At 70.8% G+C, this 16,187-nt stretch carries 11 protein-coding genes and 1 pseudogene; 6 read left to right on the forward strand and 6 right to left on the reverse strand.

Annotated features, from left to right (window positions below; genetic code table 11):
• Positions 1–88: 88 nt before the first annotated feature.
• The gene (locus tag PINTE_RS15430; protein WP_245642980.1) at positions 89–478 is read right to left on the reverse strand and encodes a Na+/H+ antiporter NhaC family protein; all 390 of its coding nucleotides are present in this window, start codon (positions 476–478) and stop codon (positions 89–91) included.
• A 114-nt stretch (positions 479–592) separates the two neighbouring features.
• Between PINTE_RS15430 and PINTE_RS15435 the strand changes: the two genes are divergently transcribed.
• Entirely contained in the window at positions 593–1,021 is a 429-nt protein-coding gene (locus PINTE_RS15435) for a DUF309 domain-containing protein (protein ID WP_068432572.1), read from the forward strand.
• A 286-nt stretch (positions 1,022–1,307) separates the two neighbouring features.
• On the opposite strand, the gene PINTE_RS15440 is transcribed toward PINTE_RS15435, so the two are convergent.
• The 3 genes from PINTE_RS15440 to PINTE_RS15450 form a co-directional block, all read right to left on the reverse strand.
• Positions 1,308–2,114, reverse strand: a complete 807-nt coding sequence (locus tag PINTE_RS15440; RefSeq protein WP_068432575.1) for an alpha/beta fold hydrolase — start codon at positions 2,112–2,114, stop codon at positions 1,308–1,310.
• Between the two features lie 243 nt (positions 2,115–2,357).
• On the reverse strand, positions 2,358–2,921 hold the full coding sequence (locus tag PINTE_RS15445) for an MmcQ/YjbR family DNA-binding protein (RefSeq protein WP_157087286.1): 564 nt from the start codon (positions 2,919–2,921) through the stop codon (positions 2,358–2,360).
• 67 nt (positions 2,922–2,988) lie between these two features.
• Positions 2,989–4,326, reverse strand: coding sequence for a TIGR01777 family oxidoreductase (locus tag PINTE_RS15450; RefSeq protein ID WP_068432576.1), 1,338 nt, complete (start codon positions 4,324–4,326; stop codon positions 2,989–2,991).
• Positions 4,327–4,478: 152 nt separating this feature from the next.
• Here PINTE_RS15450 and PINTE_RS15455 point away from each other — a divergent pair, with 152 nt between their 5' ends.
• From PINTE_RS15455 to PINTE_RS22040, 5 genes are all read left to right on the forward strand, one after another.
• Positions 4,479–5,936: a DUF3375 domain-containing protein gene (locus tag PINTE_RS15455; protein WP_068432578.1), complete on the forward strand. Its 1,458-nt coding sequence runs from the start codon at positions 4,479–4,481 to the stop codon at positions 5,934–5,936.
• Positions 5,933–6,589: a DUF4194 domain-containing protein gene (locus tag PINTE_RS15460; RefSeq protein ID WP_068432580.1), complete on the forward strand. Its 657-nt coding sequence runs from the start codon at positions 5,933–5,935 to the stop codon at positions 6,587–6,589. Before PINTE_RS15455 ends, PINTE_RS15460 begins: the two co-directional genes overlap by 4 nt.
• On the forward strand, positions 6,586–9,903 hold the full coding sequence (locus tag PINTE_RS15465; RefSeq protein WP_068432581.1) for an ATP-binding protein: 3,318 nt from the start codon (positions 6,586–6,588) through the stop codon (positions 9,901–9,903). Before PINTE_RS15460 ends, PINTE_RS15465 begins: the two co-directional genes overlap by 4 nt.
• Positions 9,904–9,973: 70 nt before the next feature.
• Positions 9,974–11,656 carry a DNA glycosylase AlkZ-like family protein gene (locus PINTE_RS15470; RefSeq protein WP_169798544.1) on the forward strand — a complete coding sequence of 561 codons (1,683 nt, stop codon included), beginning with the start codon at positions 9,974–9,976 and terminating at the stop codon, positions 11,654–11,656.
• Positions 11,653–13,050, forward strand: coding sequence for a Wadjet anti-phage system protein JetD domain-containing protein (locus PINTE_RS22040; RefSeq protein ID WP_084343659.1), 1,398 nt, complete (start codon positions 11,653–11,655; stop codon positions 13,048–13,050). Before PINTE_RS15470 ends, PINTE_RS22040 begins: the two co-directional genes overlap by 4 nt.
• Positions 13,051–13,701: 651 nt before the next feature.
• Here PINTE_RS22040 and PINTE_RS24915 read toward each other — a convergent pair.
• Together PINTE_RS24915 and PINTE_RS15480 are read right to left on the reverse strand one after the other, a co-directional pair.
• A pseudogene (locus PINTE_RS24915) lies at positions 13,702–14,403 on the reverse strand (plasmid pRiA4b ORF-3 family protein); the annotation flags it as partial.
• A 43-nt stretch (positions 14,404–14,446) separates the two neighbouring features.
• Complete coding sequence (locus PINTE_RS15480; protein ID WP_157087287.1) at positions 14,447–15,754, reverse strand: Fic family protein; 1,308 nt, start codon at positions 15,752–15,754, stop codon at positions 14,447–14,449.
• Positions 15,755–16,187 lie beyond the last annotated feature (433 nt).

The following is a 16,187-nucleotide window of genomic DNA, read 5'->3' on the forward strand; positions in this document are numbered from 1 at the left end:
GACGACGAACTCACCCTGTCTCGGCGTGCGGACGGCTACGCGGCGGTCCGCTCCGCCTCCGGCAGGGGCGTGGCGAGCGCCCGCGCACTCAGGAGCAGGGCGGTGGTCGCGGCGAGCGCGACGACGAGACCGAGCCAGTGGAGCCGGTCAGCGCGAACGCGACGTAGCCGAGGAGCGCGCCGACGGCCGACAGCAGCGCGTACGGCAGCTGGGTGACGACGTGGGTGATGACGCTGCACGCGGAGCCGGTGGCCGACAGGATCGTCGTGTCGGAGATCGGGGAGATGTGGTCGCCGAGCATCGCGCCGGCGAGCACGGCGCCGAGGGCCGGCAGCAGCAGGTCGGGCTCGGCGAGGGTGTTCATGATCGACCCGGCGATCGGCAGGAGGATGCCGAAGGAGCCCCACGAGGTGCCGGGCGCGAACGCCATGGCGCCGGCGACGACGAACATCAGCGGCACGAGCCAGGCGGCGCTCAGGGCGGCGGTCTCGACGAGGTGGCCGAGGTATTCGCCGGTGCCGAGTCTGCCGCGAACGACTGCCTAGGATGAATCAATGCCCATCCAACGCGCGCCCAGCCGGACGGACCGGCCGTGAACAGCCCACGTGACCGCGATCCGACCGGCCGACCCCGCCAACAGCGCCCGCGCGACGAGCTCGGTCGACCCCTGCCGTACGGCAGCCCGGGCGTCGAACCCGTGTCGGAGGATCCGCTGCCCCCGCAGGAGACGCTGGCCACGGCGCGGCGGCTGCTCGATGAGGGGCGCCCGTTCTCGGCGCACGAGGTGCTCGAAGCCCGCTGGAAGGCCGGGCCCGACTCCGAACGAGACCTGTGGCAGGGGCTCGCGCAGATCTGCGTCGGCTTGACCCACGCGGCGCGCGGCAATGCGACCGGCGCCGTGCGGCTCATCGAGCGAGGGGTGGGGCGGCTCACGGCCTACGCGGGTGGGCCGGGGCCCACGTACGGACTGGACCTGGCGGAGGTCACCGACTGCGCCCGGCGACGCGTCGAGGGTGCGTGAGTCGGTCGTAGAGGCCGACGTATGCCGCGGCGCCACTGGGGTCAACCCCGCCCGCGGTGTCCTTTGGCGTCTCCGGGGACCGCCGACCATGATGGGTCGGACACACCACCGCGGCTGGAACCCTGGACCGCGATCTTCGATGACGTGCGCCCTGGACCCGGCGGGCCCACGCAGATCAACCCGGGGCAGGGGGCGCCGCATTCGGCCTTCTAAGCCTCTTGGTGGGCATCGCGGGGCCGGTTCAATGCTCGCGAACTTGTGACATGGCGTTGGGCCATGTGACTCCTCAGTGCCCCGCGGTCGCGAGAGTGGCCTCGACGAAGAACTCGTCGAGTTCGGGAGGCTGCTGGTGCCCCATGCCCGGGACGACGCGCAGGTCGGCGCCGGGGATGAGTTCGGCGAGGCGGCGGCCGGATTCGACGGGCACGACGGGGTCCTCGTCGCCGTGCACGATGACCGTGGGCACCGCGATGTCACCGAGCCTGCCGGCCCACGGTGGTTGCGCGCCCATGGCGAGGCGTTGCCGCTCGAAGCCGCTCCAGTCGACGCCGCGGCCCCACATCGTCGTGGCGAGCCAGGTGACGTACTCCGGCGGGTAGGGGTACCCGGAGCCGGCGATCGTCGGCAGGCTCTGCCGTTCCCACGCCAGGAACGAGGCCTCGTCGTGGAAGGGCGCCTGCGCCACCGGCCCCGGTGTGCGCGAATCACGTTCCTTGGCGAACGTGAAGAACAGGCCGAGCCCGGACACGTCTTCCGGGTGCGTCAGGGCGAGCAGTTGAGCGATGGCGCCGCCCATCGACCGGCCGCACACGAGCGCCGGGCCGCCGAGTTCGGCGATGAGTCCGTGGACGTCTTCGACCATGTCGGTGAGCGTGTAGGCGGCGTCGGGGAACCGGTCCGATCCGCCGACGTCGCGGTTGTCGCCCCGCACGACGCGGTACCCGCATTCGGCGAGCCGCTCGGCGTAGGAGCGCGGCGTCGAGATCAGCTGCGCCATGTGTCCCTCGAGGTGGACGATGAGCGGAATACCGGCAGAACCGATCTCGTCGATGCACAGTCGTGTTCCGTTCGCCACGGCCAGAGTGCGCTCCACCCGACCGAGCCTACGGCCGGCGCCCGCATCGGCCCGCGCGCGGGACCCCGCTGCGTGAACCGAGACGAAGTTGGCTTACATACTCGCCTCGTCGACACTCCTCGGCTCGCAGGTCGAGTCTCTGACCTGGTCATTCATCACGAACGCCGGCGGCGCTCGAGGAGTATGTATGCCGTTCTCGTCTTCGGTCCTGCCGGGGCCCGTCCGAGGCATCCGTTTCGACCCGGTTTGCGGCGGCAGGGTTCAGGCGCCCGCCCGCAGGTTCTCCCGCAGAGTGCGCAGTGCTTTGGGACCGAAACCGTGTAGGGCGAGCAACTCGTCGTCGGGCATGGCCGCGGCCTGCGCGGCGGTGGCGATCCCGGCGCCGCCCAGGGCCCGCCGGGCCGGGGCAGACAGGCCGTCGAAGGGGTCGGGCGGCTCTCCGAAGTACTCGGCCACGACCCTGCGCGGGGCGCGGTGCGCCCAGGCCTCGGTGATGACCTCGACCAGCTCGTCCCGTTCGATCTCACCGAGCCGAGACAGTTGGACGAGCACCCCCGGGTGGCTGCGGAAGTGGGGGATGTCGAAGAACGGCCCGTCGGCCTGGACCAGGGCCTCCTTGGCCTCCATGTCGGGCAGCATCACGACGAGCAGGTCGGTGAACGGTTCGCCGCTGGCCGGGTCGATCGCCGTGCTGTGGGGCGCGCGGTAGAGGAGGAACCCCTTGCCGTTGACCTTCCACGTCGGGCTGTCACCCCACGAGACCCCCAGCTCAGTGCCCGGCAGGGAGCCGGCGATCGCGTCGACATCGGCTGCGGTGGCTCGCACGTTCCCCCTCCATGGCCCGCTGTTCGATGGCCACAGTGTGACCGGGCCGCTTCGCCGGGAGCAAGCGTCAGGCGGTCGCGCGCGGGATGGTGTCGTCGGTGGTCTTGCCGAGTTCGTGGCGGAGCGCGCCTTCCAGCAGCGGGAAGCGGAAGCGGTGCCCGAGGTCGGCCAGCCGGGCCGGCACGACGCGCTGGCTGGCCTCGGCCACCTCCTTGGCGCCGTCGGCGCCGAGCAGCAGCCGCGGACCGAAGCCGGGCGTGGGCACCCGGGCGGGCCGACGCAGCACCCGGCCGAGGGTGGTGGCCCAGTCGAGCTGCCGCACCGGGTGCGGGGCGACGGCGTTGACAGGTCCGGAGAGCCGCTCGTCGACGATCGCGCGGTAGTAGATGTCGACCATGTCGTCGAGGGCGATCCAGGAGAGCCACTGGTCGCCCCCGGCGAGCGGACCGCCGAGGCCCGCTGCGAACAGCGGCCGCTGCAGCCCGAGCGCGCCACCCGCCGCAGACTGGACGATGCCGGTGCGCACGCACACGTGCCTCCCGGCGGCCTGGGCCGCGTCGGCCTCCCAGCCGTCGACGACGTCGGCGAGGAAACCGTCTCCGCGGGAGGCGTTTTCGTCGAGGGTCTCATCGCCCCGGTCGGCGCCGTAGAGGCCGATGGCCGAGGCGCTGATGAACGGGACGTCGCCGGCCACCCGCGCCAGCCGCGCGGTCGGCCCGACCCGGGAGTCGTGCACGGCGCGCCGATGCTTGTCGGTGAAGCGCCCCGCGATGGGCGCGCCCGCCAGGTGCACGATCGCGTCGAGTCCCTCGGCGAGATCCTCCGCGGGGTCGGCCGGATCCCACACTCTTGTGTGCGCACCGCCTCCGGAACGGACGAGCCGGACGACCCGGTGGCCGGCCGTCGTCAGGAACGCCGAGAGCGCCGAGCCGAGCAGCCCCGAGGAGCCGGTCATGCCGACCGTCAACGGGTCGGGAGCCAGCTCGCGCAGCTCGGCGGCAATGGCGAAGTCGCCCGAGAGCTGGCGATACCGGTAGGCGAGGGCGGGCCGCACGGTGAACGACGGCACAGGGGTCGTGATCCGGTCGATGACGCGGGTGCCACCGGGGACGTCCTCGAAGAGGTGCTCGTGGCGCCACGGCACGCGCGAGCGGGTCAGCGGCAGCTCGCTCTCGTCGACGAACCGATGGCCCTCCTGGTAGTCGCCGAGCCGGTGGTGGGCGGTCCACTTCACGCCGCCGGGCAACTCGACGACGGCCGTCCCGTCGGCCAGGGAGCCGGACTCCTGCGCCACCGACATCGGCACCCACGGCGGCAGCATCCGTTGCAGCGCACCGGGTCTGGCGTGCCAGGCGAACACCCGCTCACGGGGCTCCGACAGAACGGTGCTGGTCTCGATGCCCATGTGGCTCCTTCGATGGCACGGCCGGCGAGGCTGCCACTCGATCGTCGCAGGCGCCGGTCGGGGGCGCCCGTCGAATGACAGCGACGGTAGCGGTCGGTGTCTCGCGGCGAGCCCGTGGTCCGGTCCTCGCCGGCGGCAGGCACCATGGGTCCATGTCCGCGCTCGCTGCCGCCCTGGCTTACCGCAGGTTGGTGCAGGAGAGCGCGAGTCTTCGGCTGCTGCGTTCCGATCTGCTCGCGGTGACGGCCGCCGTGCTCTCAACCCATCTGAGCGCGCCAGGAGCCCGCATGCCGGCGGCGGAGGCGCACGAACTCATCGACGCCGACCTCGACGAGCTACGCGATCACTTCGATCTGGGAGCCAAGTCGGCCAAGGCCTACTGCGACGACTGGCGCGCGGCGGGCATCCTCGTGCGGCGCCCGTCCGCCGACGCCCGCGGAGAGACCTACGAGCTGTCGCCCGAGGCGATCGAGGCGATCCGGGTGCTCGACCAGCTGGACCGTCCCCGCAGCACGGTGACCGAGTCCCGGCTCGTCGGGCTCATGACCGCCGTGCACCGGCTCGCCGTCGACACCGACTCCGATGTGGGACGGCGGCTGGGTGCCTTACAGGCGGAACGAGACCGGATCGACTCCGAGATGGATCGGTTGCGGTGCGGCGACGTGGACGTGCTGGACGACCGGCGAGCCCTCGAGCGCGTCACCGAGGTGCTGCTGCAGGCTCAGGACCTGCCCGGCGACTTCGCCCGGGTGCGTGCGCGATTCGAGACTCTCAACCAGGAGTTGCGCGCGAGCATCCTCGATGCGCAGGGCGCTCAGGGGGCGGTGCTCGACGACGTCTTCGCCGGGGTCGACGTCATCGAATCCTCCGACGAGGGAGCAACCTTCACGGCCTTCTCGGCCCTGATCCGGGACCCGGAGCGATCGGCCGCGTTCGATGCCGATGTCGCCGACATCCTCGATCGCGACTTCGCCCGCGGGCTGTCGGCGGACTCACGCCGCGCGCTGCGCACCCTGGTGCGGGAGTTGAAGAACGGCAGCCGCCAGGTGCACGGCGTGCTCACCGAGTTCGCCCGCGGCCTGCGTCGCTACGTGTATTCCCAGGAGTTCGCGCGCGACCGCGCCCTGCGCACCGCGCTGCAGGACGCTCTCGCCGGCGCCGTTCCCGCGAGCCGGCAGCGCCGCCCCTACGCCGAACTCGGCGCCGAACTCGAGCTGCCGGCCTTGCGGTCGCGCAGCGTCGGGGAACTGAGCCCGTACGACCCGTCCGACTTCGACACCGGTGTGGCCCTGCTCGACGACACCCCCGGCACGGTCGACCTGGCGGTGCTCGCCGCCCTCGCACGGGAGACCGAGATCGACTACCCCGAGCTCGTGCGCAACGTCAACGAGGTGCTGACCGGTGCCCCGAGCGCCACGGTCGGGCAGGTGCTCGCCGCACATCCCGCGAGCCAGGGCGTGGCCAGCGTCGTCGGCCTGTTGTCGCTGGCCACGCGGCACGGACGGGTGAGCGACGAGGAGAGCGAGCGCCTCGATTGGTGCGGCGCCGACGGCATCGACCGCTGGGCCCGCGTCGATGTGCACGTGTTCACGGAGCCGGTCGACGCATGAGTGACGACACGCCCGATGCCACCCCGCGGCTGTGGACCGGAGACACCGGCCGCCTGCACGACCAGAGCCGCCGCGCGTTGCTGCGGCTGCTGCAGGGGCCGTACCTGTCGGGGCGGGCCCAGCCGCAGTTGTGGTCGGCGCTCGTCGCCGACGAGGCGACGATCCGTTCGCGTCTGCACGAGTTGTTCCTCGACCTGGTCATCGACCACGTCGACGAATTCGCTTTCACCCGTAAGGTGCGCACGGGCGAGGTCGACGTGCCGCAGGCGCTGCGCAGCGAGCGCCTGACGTTCGCCGACACCGTCATGCTGCTCGTCCTGCGCCAACTCCTGCTCGCCGCCGCCACCGACAGCCGGGTCATCGTCGACCAGGAGGAGGTGTTCGAGCGTCTCGCGGTCTACCGCGACGGCGACGAGAGCACGTACCGGCGCAACCTCAACGCGGCGTGGACCCGCATGAAGAACCGTTTCCGGGTACTGCACGACGTGGGGGAGGACCGGGTCGAGATCTCGCCGGTCGTGAAGTTCCTCATCGACGAGGACCGTGTGCGGGCCTTGACGCAGGTCTACGCCCAGATCGCCGGGGAGGCGGGAGCCGGGCCGGCCGCGGAGCCCGAGCCGGACGAGCCGATCGAGGGCGGTGATGACGCGTGAGCCAGGCCGCCCTGCCGCTCGGTGACGCGCACGACGGCCAGTGGCGCCTGGCCGAGATCCAGGTGGCGAACTGGGGCACGTTCGACGGCGCGATCTACCGCATCCCGATCGCGCGCTCCGGCCACCTGCTGACCGGCCCGTCGGGCTCCGGCAAGTCCTCGCTGCTCGACGCCATCGCGGCGGTGCTCACCCCTGACAAGTGGCTGCGGTTCAACGAGGCCGCGCAGGGTGCCGGCACGCGCACCGACCGCCGCACGATCGTCAGCTACGTGCGCGGCGCCTGGTCGCGCACGACCGACGACCTGGAGGATCGGGTCGTCTCCGCGTTCCTGCGCCCCCGCGCGACGTGGAGCGGCATCGTGCTCCGCTACGAGAACGGCGTGGATCGCCCGGTCAGCCTGTGCCGCTTGTTCTTCATCAAAGGCACAAGTGTCGCATCGGGCGACGTCAGCGACCTGTGCCTGCTGGAGCGTTCGGCGCTCGACCTGCGTGACCTGGAGCGGTTCGCGCGCACCGGCCTGGAGACCCGCAAGGTCAAGGCGGCGTTCGGTGACGCGGTCGTCACGTCCGGCGGGGCGCACGCCCGGTTCTACGCCCGGCTGCGCAGCCTGTTCGGCATCGCCCACGAGGGCGCGCTGCAGCTGCTGCACAAGACCCAGTCGGCCAAGAGCCTCGACAGCCTCGACCAGCTGTTTCGCGACTACATGCTCGAGCGCCCCACCACCTTCGACCTCGCGGATACGGCCGTCACGCAGTTCGGCGAACTGCGCGACGCCCACGACCGCGTCGTGCAACTGCGGATGCAGCGCGACCTACTCCTGGAGCTGCGCACGGCCTCGCAGGAGTACGACCGCGCGCTGGAGTCCGCGTCGGCGGCGGGGGCGTTGGCCGAGGCCGTCGGCCCCTATCGCGTGCGACGCGGGCTCGATCTGACCCGCGCCGAAATCGCCGCGACGACAGAACGAATCGGCGGCCTGTCCCTCGACGCGGAACGGGCCGAGGGCGCCGCGACGGCGGCGGAGGAGGACTGGGAACGGGCGCAGCGGCGCACCCGCGATCTCGGCGGCACGGAGGCCGAGCACCTGCAACAGCGCATCGGCTCGGCCCGCGAGGCGCTCGCCGCGACGCAGCGCCGGTGGGGCGCGCTGCAGCAGCAGCTGCGCTCGGCGGGGATCGAGCACGCGCCCGCGACCGGCGCCGAATTCACCGAGCTGCTCGCGCAACTCGACGCGGCACCGGAGCTGGTCGCGGCCGGGCCGACGCACGCGCAGCAGGAGCGCTACGTCACTGCCCGACGGGAGGTCGAGGGCCTGGAGGCCGAGATCCGCTCCCTGCGCACGAGCGGCACGACGGTGCCCGAGCGACTCCTGCACGTGCGGCGGCGCGTCGCCGACGCGGTGGGAGTGCCGCCGTCGGCGTTGCCGTTCGCGGCCGAACTCATCGGCGTCAAAGACGAATTCGCGCAGTGGGCCGGCGCGATCGAGCGGGTGCTGCGCCCGTTCGCGCTGACGATGCTCGTGCCCAGCCAGCACCTGGGCGCGGTGCGACGGTGGGTCGACACCGAGCACCTGGCGATGCGGTTCGTCTTCGAGGAGGTGAGCCGGGACGCGCCGCCGCCGCGGCCCGCCTCCACCGATCGCTCGCTCGTGCACCGCGTGCGCGTGGCGCCGGGGCCATCCGGTGACTGGCTCGCCGGTCGGCTCTCCGAGCGCTTCGACCTCGCGTGCGTCGATCACCCCGACGAGCTGGCCGCGTACCCGCGGGCGGTGACGATCCGCGGCCAGATCCGGTCGCGGACACGCTATGAGAAGGACGACCGGCTACGCATCGACGACCGCGCCCACTGGGTGCTCGGCGACCGCGAGGGCAAACTCGAGGCGCTCGTGCAGCGGCTGGGGCAGGTGCGAGCCGAGCTGGAGTCGGCGCGGGTGCAGGTGGAGTCGGCCGAAAGCGCGCAGCGCGCGGCCTATCAGCGCCACGCGGCGGTCGAGGCTATCCGCGCCCATGTCTGGGTGGACGTCGATCGCGATGCGGCCAGCGCGGAGGTGGACAGACTGCACCGGGCGCTGGAGGCGCTGACGAGCGACGCGGGAGATCTGCAGTCGGCGCTGCGCGACGAGCGGGCGGCGCGGGCTGAACGCGACGCTGTGCGGGAGGCCCGCGACGAGATCCGGCTCGCGCTGCGGCAGGCGCGGCAGGGTCGAGACGACCTGGTGGACGCGGCCGACGAGACCGACACGCGCATCGCCGCGGGGGAGGTTGCGCCGGTCGACGAGGCGACGTGGGCGGCGCTCGACGTGCGGTTCCGACGGGTGCAACGCCGCATCACGCGCACGAACATCGCCGACGTGGGCCACGACGTCCTGCGCCAGCTGCAGCGGGAACGCGATGCTGCTCTGGAGAGTTCGCGGACCGCCTCCGGGGTGGTGACGTCGCTGTCCACTCGCTTCTCTGAGCGCTGGCCCGCGGTGGCGGCCGACCTCGTGCCGGGGGTGGCGGACCGTGGCGGCTACCTGGAGATCCTCGACGGGATCGTCGCGCACGGCCTGCCCGAGCACGAGGCGACGTTCCTGCGGCTCCTGCGGGAGCGCTCTCGCGACATGATCGGCGAGCTGGTCAGCGACATCCTCGCCGCGCCGCGCGAGATCGAGGACCGGGTCGGGCCGGTCAACGCCTCGCTGCGGCGTTCGCCGTTCGATGACGACCGGTGGCTGCGGCTGCGGGTCAAGACCCGCCGCAGCGAGACCGTCACGGCCTTCATCGCCGACCTGCGCTCGGTCGCCGAGGGCAGTTGGGGCGAGCAGGATCTGGCGACGGCCGAGCGCCGGTTCGCAACGCTGGCCGACCTCATGGGGCGGCTGGCCTCCAGCGAGCACGCCGACCGGGTGTGGCGCACGCAGTGCCTCGACACGCGGCTGCACGTGACGTTCCTGGCCGACGAGGTCGACGAGCACGGCCAGGCTCGCGCCACCTACGACTCCGGCGCGGCGATGTCGGGCGGCCAGCAGCAGAAGCTTGTCGTGTTCTGCCTGGCCGCAGCGCTGCGTTACCAGCTTGCCGACCCCGACGAGGCCTACCCGCGCTACGGCACGATCGTGCTCGACGAGGCCTTCGACAAGGCCGACACCCGCTACACGCGGATGGCGCTAGACATCTTCGCCGAGTTCGGCTTTCATCTCGTGCTCGCCACCCCACAGAAGCTTCTGCAGACGATCGAGCCGTACGTGGGCGGGGCGACATCGGTGGAGAATCCGACGCGTCGACGCTCGCAGATCGCGAACATCTCTTGGACCGCAAGTGACCTGGAGACCTAAACGTGACCATAACTATGGCTCAGATTCTGCGACTGGCCTCACTGGACCATAACTATGGTTAAGTATGGTTGTGGATGCCGATCTGGACCTCAGCTCCGGCGAGTCGATGACACTGGAGTTCAAGCGCCACCGTTCCAAGGCAGACCTGCCGGAGAGCGAACTCATCGAGACCGTCGTGTGCCTGGCCAATGGTCGGGGTGGTCGACTCGTCCTCGGCGTGGAAGACGACGGAACAGTCAGCGGCTTCGGGCCACTGCCGGCACCGCATGCGCAGTTGGCGGCGCTCATCCTCAACCGCACTCGCCCGAATGTCCCGGTCGATGTCGAGTCACGCGAGATCGACGGCAAGACCGTCGTGGTGATCACGGTTCCAGACATGGATCGAGTGGTGGGAACCTCAGCCGGCACCTATAAGCGTCGAGCGCTGCGTTCGGACGGCAGGCCTGAGTGCGTGCCCTACCTGCCTGAAGAGATGCTCTCGGCCGGGCTTTTCGCGGCACGGCAGGACTACGCGGCACTCCCCGCCGGACGACTCGACATGACTGACCTCGATTCGGCCGAGTTCGACCGCTTTCGTTCGATGTGTGCTCGCGACCACGGTGACCGTGTCCTCTCAGAACTGGATGATGTGGAGATCTGTCGCGCGTTGCGCGTGCTGGACACCGGCTCCATGCATCCCCGGCCCACGATCGGTGCGGTCCTCCTCTTCGGACGGCCCGACGCGCTTCAGCTCGTCGTCCCGACTGCCCAGGCGCAGTTCCACGTCCGAGGGGATGACGATGCCCTACGTCGCAACGAATTTTTCAGCGGCCCGTTGTTCGCATCTTTCGACTGGTTCGAACGCCACATCGCCGCCGCGAATGATGAGCAGGAACTGATGGTCGGTTTCCTGCGGGTGAGTCTGCCGAGAGTGTCGCCGGACGTAGCCCGGGAGGCGGTTGCTAACGCCCTCGTGCACCGCGACTACACCGAGATGGGAGCTATCCGGGTGACACTCACCTCCGACGCGGTGACGGTCGCTAGTCCCGGTGGGTTTCCTCGGGGCGTGACCGTGCAGAACCTGCTGGACACGTCGATCCCGCGAAGCCCCATCCTGGCTGATGCGTTTCGTCGGGCCGGCCTGGTGGATAGGGCCGGTAGAGGGATCAGCCGCATGTTCCGGGCGCAGCTGCTCGCTGGGCGCGAGGCACCCGTCTATGCGCGCAGCGACTCGGCGTCGGTGATTGTCGACATACCGACCGCGGACGCGGATCTGCAGATGGTGCGGTTCGTCGTGGCTTACGAGGACGGGGCTGCTCGAAGCCTTCCACTGCTGCAGATCCGCATCCTGCACGCGTTGCGTCAGGGTGGGCGTCTGAGGGCCTCCGAGCTTGCAGACGCCCTCGGCGTCGCGTTGCCGACCGTGACTGCTGCCGCGACGCGACTTGTGGAGCGAGGTTTGGCGGAGCAGGTCGGCGCCGGCCGGACGCGTGCCTACATGGTGGGGGCGGCTTTTTATGCCGCCGCGGAGGACCACAGCGCCTATGTCCGCGTCCGGGCGGCGGATCCGGTGCAGCAGAAGCACATGATCTTGCAGTACGTGACCGCCTATGGGCGCATCACTCGCAGGCAAGTCATGGAACTGTGTGCGGTGGAGGTGTCCCAGGCGCGCAGCCTGCTGCGTCAGCTGGTCGATGAGGGTGACTTGGTTCTCGTCGGTGAGCGTCGCGCCTCACACTATGTCGCGTCCGAAACCGCCGGCAGTAGCCAGTGATCACGGTCGGTGAGGCGCGGGCGGTGGCCCGCAAGAAGCTGGAGGCGCGGCTCGGCGAGTGGGCGGGGTTGGTCACTGCGGGCGAGCCTTCGCCGGCTGTGTCGATCGCGCTCAGGCCGCCCTCGGAACGGCAGATGCTGGCCGACGAAGCGGCGGCCGAGACGTGGGCTCGGGAGTGGGCGGCGCTGCAGCCGGCCGACGGGGTCGAGGTCGACTGGGAGGTGCGGGCCTGGCGCAGCATCGGCCGCCAGCGGGTGCCGGTGCGCGTGCGATTGGCCGACGCCGACGCGACCGCGTCGTTCGCCGGCGGTGCGGCGCAGGCCGACTGGAGCCGGTTGCGGGAGCGCGCGGAGCGAATCGCCACCCGCTTCGGCGCGTCGGAGGCCGTGAGTTCCGTCGTCCGTCGTCGGGCCCGCGACCTCCTGGCCCTCGAGGAGGGCCGTTTCGCGCAGGTCGTCGACGTCGCGGCGTGGATCATCGATCACCCCGTCACCGGCTACCGCCCGCGTCAGGTGCCCGTGCGCGGCGTGGACTCCAAGTGGCTCGGCCGGCACCGGCAGCGCGTCGCCGACCTCGTGACCGCGGTCACCGGCTCCGCGGATCTGGGCCTGGTGGAGGCGGATCCGCTCGTGCGGCTACGCATTCTCGACGACGCCCTCGCGGTGGGCGGGCCCACGGACATCGCCGCGCCGGCAGCCCAGCTCGCAGACCTGCCGCTGCGTCCGCAGGGCGTCTTCATCATGGAGAACCGGGAGACGGTGCTCGCGATGCCGCGGTGGCCGGGGGCGGTGGCGATCCACGGCTCCGGCTACGCGGTGAGCGTGGTTGCGGCGCTGCCGTGGGTGCGCTCGGCGCGGGTGCTGTACTGGGGCGACCTCGACTCCAACGGCTTCGCGATCCTCGGTCACCTGCGCGCCGGACTGCCCGACGCCGTCTCCGTGCTCATGGACTCTCGGACGCTCTATGCGCACAGAGATCTGTGGGTTGCCGAGTCGGTTCCGGCGCGGGGAGAGCTGCCGGAGCTGACGTACACGGAGACGGCGGCGCTGGCCGCGCTGCGCGACGAGGGCGATGTGCGCCTAGAGCAGGAGCGGGTGCCCTGGGCCTACGCGCTCGCGGAGTTGCGGGCGGCGTGGGGTGCCGGGTCGAGCCCCGGGTGGTCAGGACGTCAGCAGGGCGGCGCGGGCGAGTCGGCGCGCGGCGGGCGTGGCGCGGCCGTCGGCGTCGAAGCCGTCGCACGCCTCGACGACGGTCCAGACCGTCTCGGTGCTGGCCAGGGCGGTCTCCAGGGAGAAGCCGGTGCTGAGCCGGTACAGCCCGAGCCGCGGGAGGAGCCGCGGCGCGAGGCCGGTGAACGCTTCGTGGGCGGGCTGATCGCCGGCGACGAGGAGTAGCGCGAGCGCGGCGATGGCGGTGTCGTCGCGCGTCCGGCGGGTGGTCAGGCCGTCGGCGATGAAGCGCCACAACCGAACCGGCGCGACGGCGGTATCGCGACCGGCTCGGGTGGCGTAGAGGCGACTGCTCTGCTTGCGGGCGAGCCCGAGGGCGACGGCGGCGCGGAGGCGGTCGGCGGGCCACTGCCCCGCCGCGGCCGGCTCGTCGAGGGCGAACAAGGCGTCGGGCTCCGGCGCGGGCGAGGCGGCGCCGGGCACCGGCAGGCCGGCACCGAGTGCCTGGACGAGGGTGCTCCACGGGCGGGTCACCGCCTCCGCCTCCTCGCGGCTCAGGCCGGCGAACAGATCGGCGCGGGGTGCGCCCGGGGGCCAGCCGACGATGTCGAGCTGCGCCGCGGCCGCGAGGTCATCGAGGATCGGGAGGACTTCCGTCTCCTCGGCGACGTCGACGAGGTGTGCGAACGCCGGTGCGAGACGGGGATTGTCGACGAGCAAGGAGTCCGTCTCGGGGTCGGCGTGCCGCAGGTCCGGGGGCAGAATGTCGTCGTCCTCGTCGAAAACGATCTCGATGTGCGGGTAGAGGCTCGACGCTGCGGTGCTCGTGCGAAAGACCACGGAATCGAGATCGTCCAGCCCGTCGAGATCGGGGTCGTCGGGATCGAAATCGCCGCCGAGCCACTCGCGTGCCTCGGCGAGATCCTCCTCGTCGAGCGTCGTCTCCTTGCCTCCGAGGGTGGCGACGACCTCGTTGTAGTGCCAGATGCCGCCGCTGTCTTCCATTGGGGTGGCGCGCCGGCCGCCGATGCACGAGGCGGCCGGCCCGTCTCCGCGCGGGCGGACGTCCTCGACCGTCAGCGTGTGCTCCCAGGAGTCGCCCATGTCGTAGACGTAGAAGAGGCGGTCGCCACGGCTCGAGACGACCTCGTCGAGCCGCACCTCGTCTTCGGACGCGGGTGCGTCGGGATCGTCGAGGCCGTCGTTGCCGAACGAGGGGGCGATCCGGTCGCGGGCTCCGTCGATCTGCGGGGTGAACGCGTGCAGGTGCATGTCCTGCCACATGAACGCGGACTGCAGCGCGCGATGCACCTGCGCCAGCGTCAGGTCGCCCGCGAGGTCGAGCCGGCGCCAGATCGGCGGTTTGGCGTTGTCGATGTCGACGCGCACGCGAAAGGTCACCGGCTCCGCCGGGCGAGGCCGCGGAGTGAACCGCGGCCCGCTGTCGTCCACCGCGCCGCCTCGCTCTGCGATGCCGGCGGTCAGGGTGCGCATCATCGCGCGCACGTCGCCGCCGTGCGCGGCCAAGACCGCAGCCGCGAGGTCCTGGCCGGAGGCCGGCTTCTTCTTGCGGGGCATGACCGCCAGCCTCTCAGCTGGGGGCCCGGGAGGGAACGGCAGATTAGGAGTCGGTGACCCTGCGCTCGAGGTCAGGGGTCGGTGACCAGATGAACCGGCGCCCGGCCTTCGACCTGGCCAGCAAGCCCTTGCTCTCCAGCTGCATGAGATCTTGGCGAGCCGTCTCGATCGAGATCGCGTGACTGTTGCGATGGGACTCGATGGAGTAGAACGCGCCGGGTGTGCGCCGGGCGTGCTCGACAAGCGCGAGCTGGCGGTGGTTGAACTCCCCTGGTGCCGTTGCGAGCTCTCGACGGACCGAACTCAGCTCCCGCTCCTTCCGATCGAGGTAGGCGTGCAGATTGTCGATCGCACGCAGCAGCACCCCGGTCTGATGAAGGCAGAAATGGGTCAGATCTCCACCGTCCTGCTCGGTGAGGACGTAGGCCCGTGCGTACTGGGCCGGCGCGGCTTTAAGAATGGTCGAGATGGTGAGGAATTCGGTGAGCCAATAGCCCTGCCGGAGCATCGACCAGTAGAACGCGGCCCGCGCGGTGCGCCCATTGCCGTCCTCGAAATAGTGGTCGTGGCCCATCATGAAGTGGAGGATGACGGCACGCAAGACCGGTGGCACGTAACCGTCATCGCTCGCGCCGTTCGCGAAGCGACACAGTCGCTCCAGCCGCTCGGGAAGTTCCGCAACCGGCGGTGGCTCGTGCAGGATCTCGCCCGTATGGGACCACACCCGCACCCGCTTCGAGTCATCGCTCTGAAGCTGACCCGCGGCCTGCGAATTGCGCAGCGTGCCGTCGGTGACGATGCGGTGCAATTCGGTGACGAGCCCCGGCGAAAGTGGTTCGTCGCGCAACTCCCGGATGTGCTGCATCGCCCGGTAGTTGTTGAGGATCATCCGCTCGCTGTGATCGCGAGGCCCGCGCCCCTGGCGAATCATCTCCTTGGCAATGCGCCGTGTGGTCGCTGCGCCCTCGAGTTGGGAGGAACGGATCGCCTCTTCCATGAGCGAGCTGACAAGGTAGCGATCGCGCGTTGCGGGGTTTGTCACCTGCTCACTGGCGGTGATGCGCCCGCTGGCCGCGCCCGTGATCGCGTCCAAGTCTTCGAGGAGTCGGTCCGGCAGGGTGAAGCTGAAGGGGGCACCCGTCGTGTCGAGGAGACCCGACAACGTCCGCGCCGATGCCGCTCGCCTCGTTCGGAGCGCCCACCACCACTCTTCGTGGGTGAGGTCCCCCGGAGGCTCCTTGAAGCGCAGCCTGTCCCAGGGCAGGTAGTCGCGCACGGCGCTGGACGGCGGGACGAGCGCGGCGATCCGCTGGCGTCGGTCGGGCAGCAGGGCTCGCTCGATGAGCGACAAATCCGGAGGCGGCACAGGGCGGGGCACGACAGCCTCCAACTTCTAGTCTGGGCGTTACTAGAAGTTCGATGGTACCCAACGAACTTCTAGTTTCTTCAGAACTAGAAGTTCGCTAGAAGTTGGAGCGTCGTAGGCCCGTGATGGGTGACGTGGCAGAGGCGGCACTTCATCCCGTCAGGGCTGTGCTGACGCGGGTCCACCGGACCGGGGGGAGCCCGAGGACGCTTGGCAGGGACAGCGTGGCTGGCTGCGGCCCGTCTCGCACTGCAACCGCGCAGACCTCGATCCAGCCCGGTGGCGGCGCCAAACGACGCCGTGGGCGAATCCGACGCGTGTTGCGCGTCGAGCCTTGAACGCCGTGTCCAGTCGTCGATGGGCAATCGCCTGGCTTCAGTCGTGAACCTTGAGATTGAGCGAAAGTCCACTTCTGACC

It is taken from the genome of Piscicoccus intestinalis NBRC 104926 (genome assembly GCF_001515525.1).
In the GTDB taxonomy this organism is placed as follows: domain Bacteria; phylum Actinomycetota; class Actinomycetes; order Actinomycetales; family Dermatophilaceae; genus Kineosphaera; species Kineosphaera intestinalis.

What these genes read in the sequence shown, in the direction of transcription:
- PINTE_RS15460 (WP_068432580.1), top strand. Translation starts at nt 5,933, where the DNA reads ATGAGTGACGACACGCCCGATGCCACCCCGCGGCTGTGGACCGGAGAC.
- PINTE_RS15455 (WP_068432578.1), top strand. Translation starts at nt 4,479, where the DNA reads ATGTCCGCGCTCGCTGCCGCCCTGGCTTACCGCAGGTTGGTGCAGGAG.
- PINTE_RS15450 (WP_068432576.1), bottom strand. Translation starts at nt 4,326, where the DNA reads ATGGGCATCGAGACCAGCACCGTTCTGTCGGAGCCCCGTGAGCGGGTG.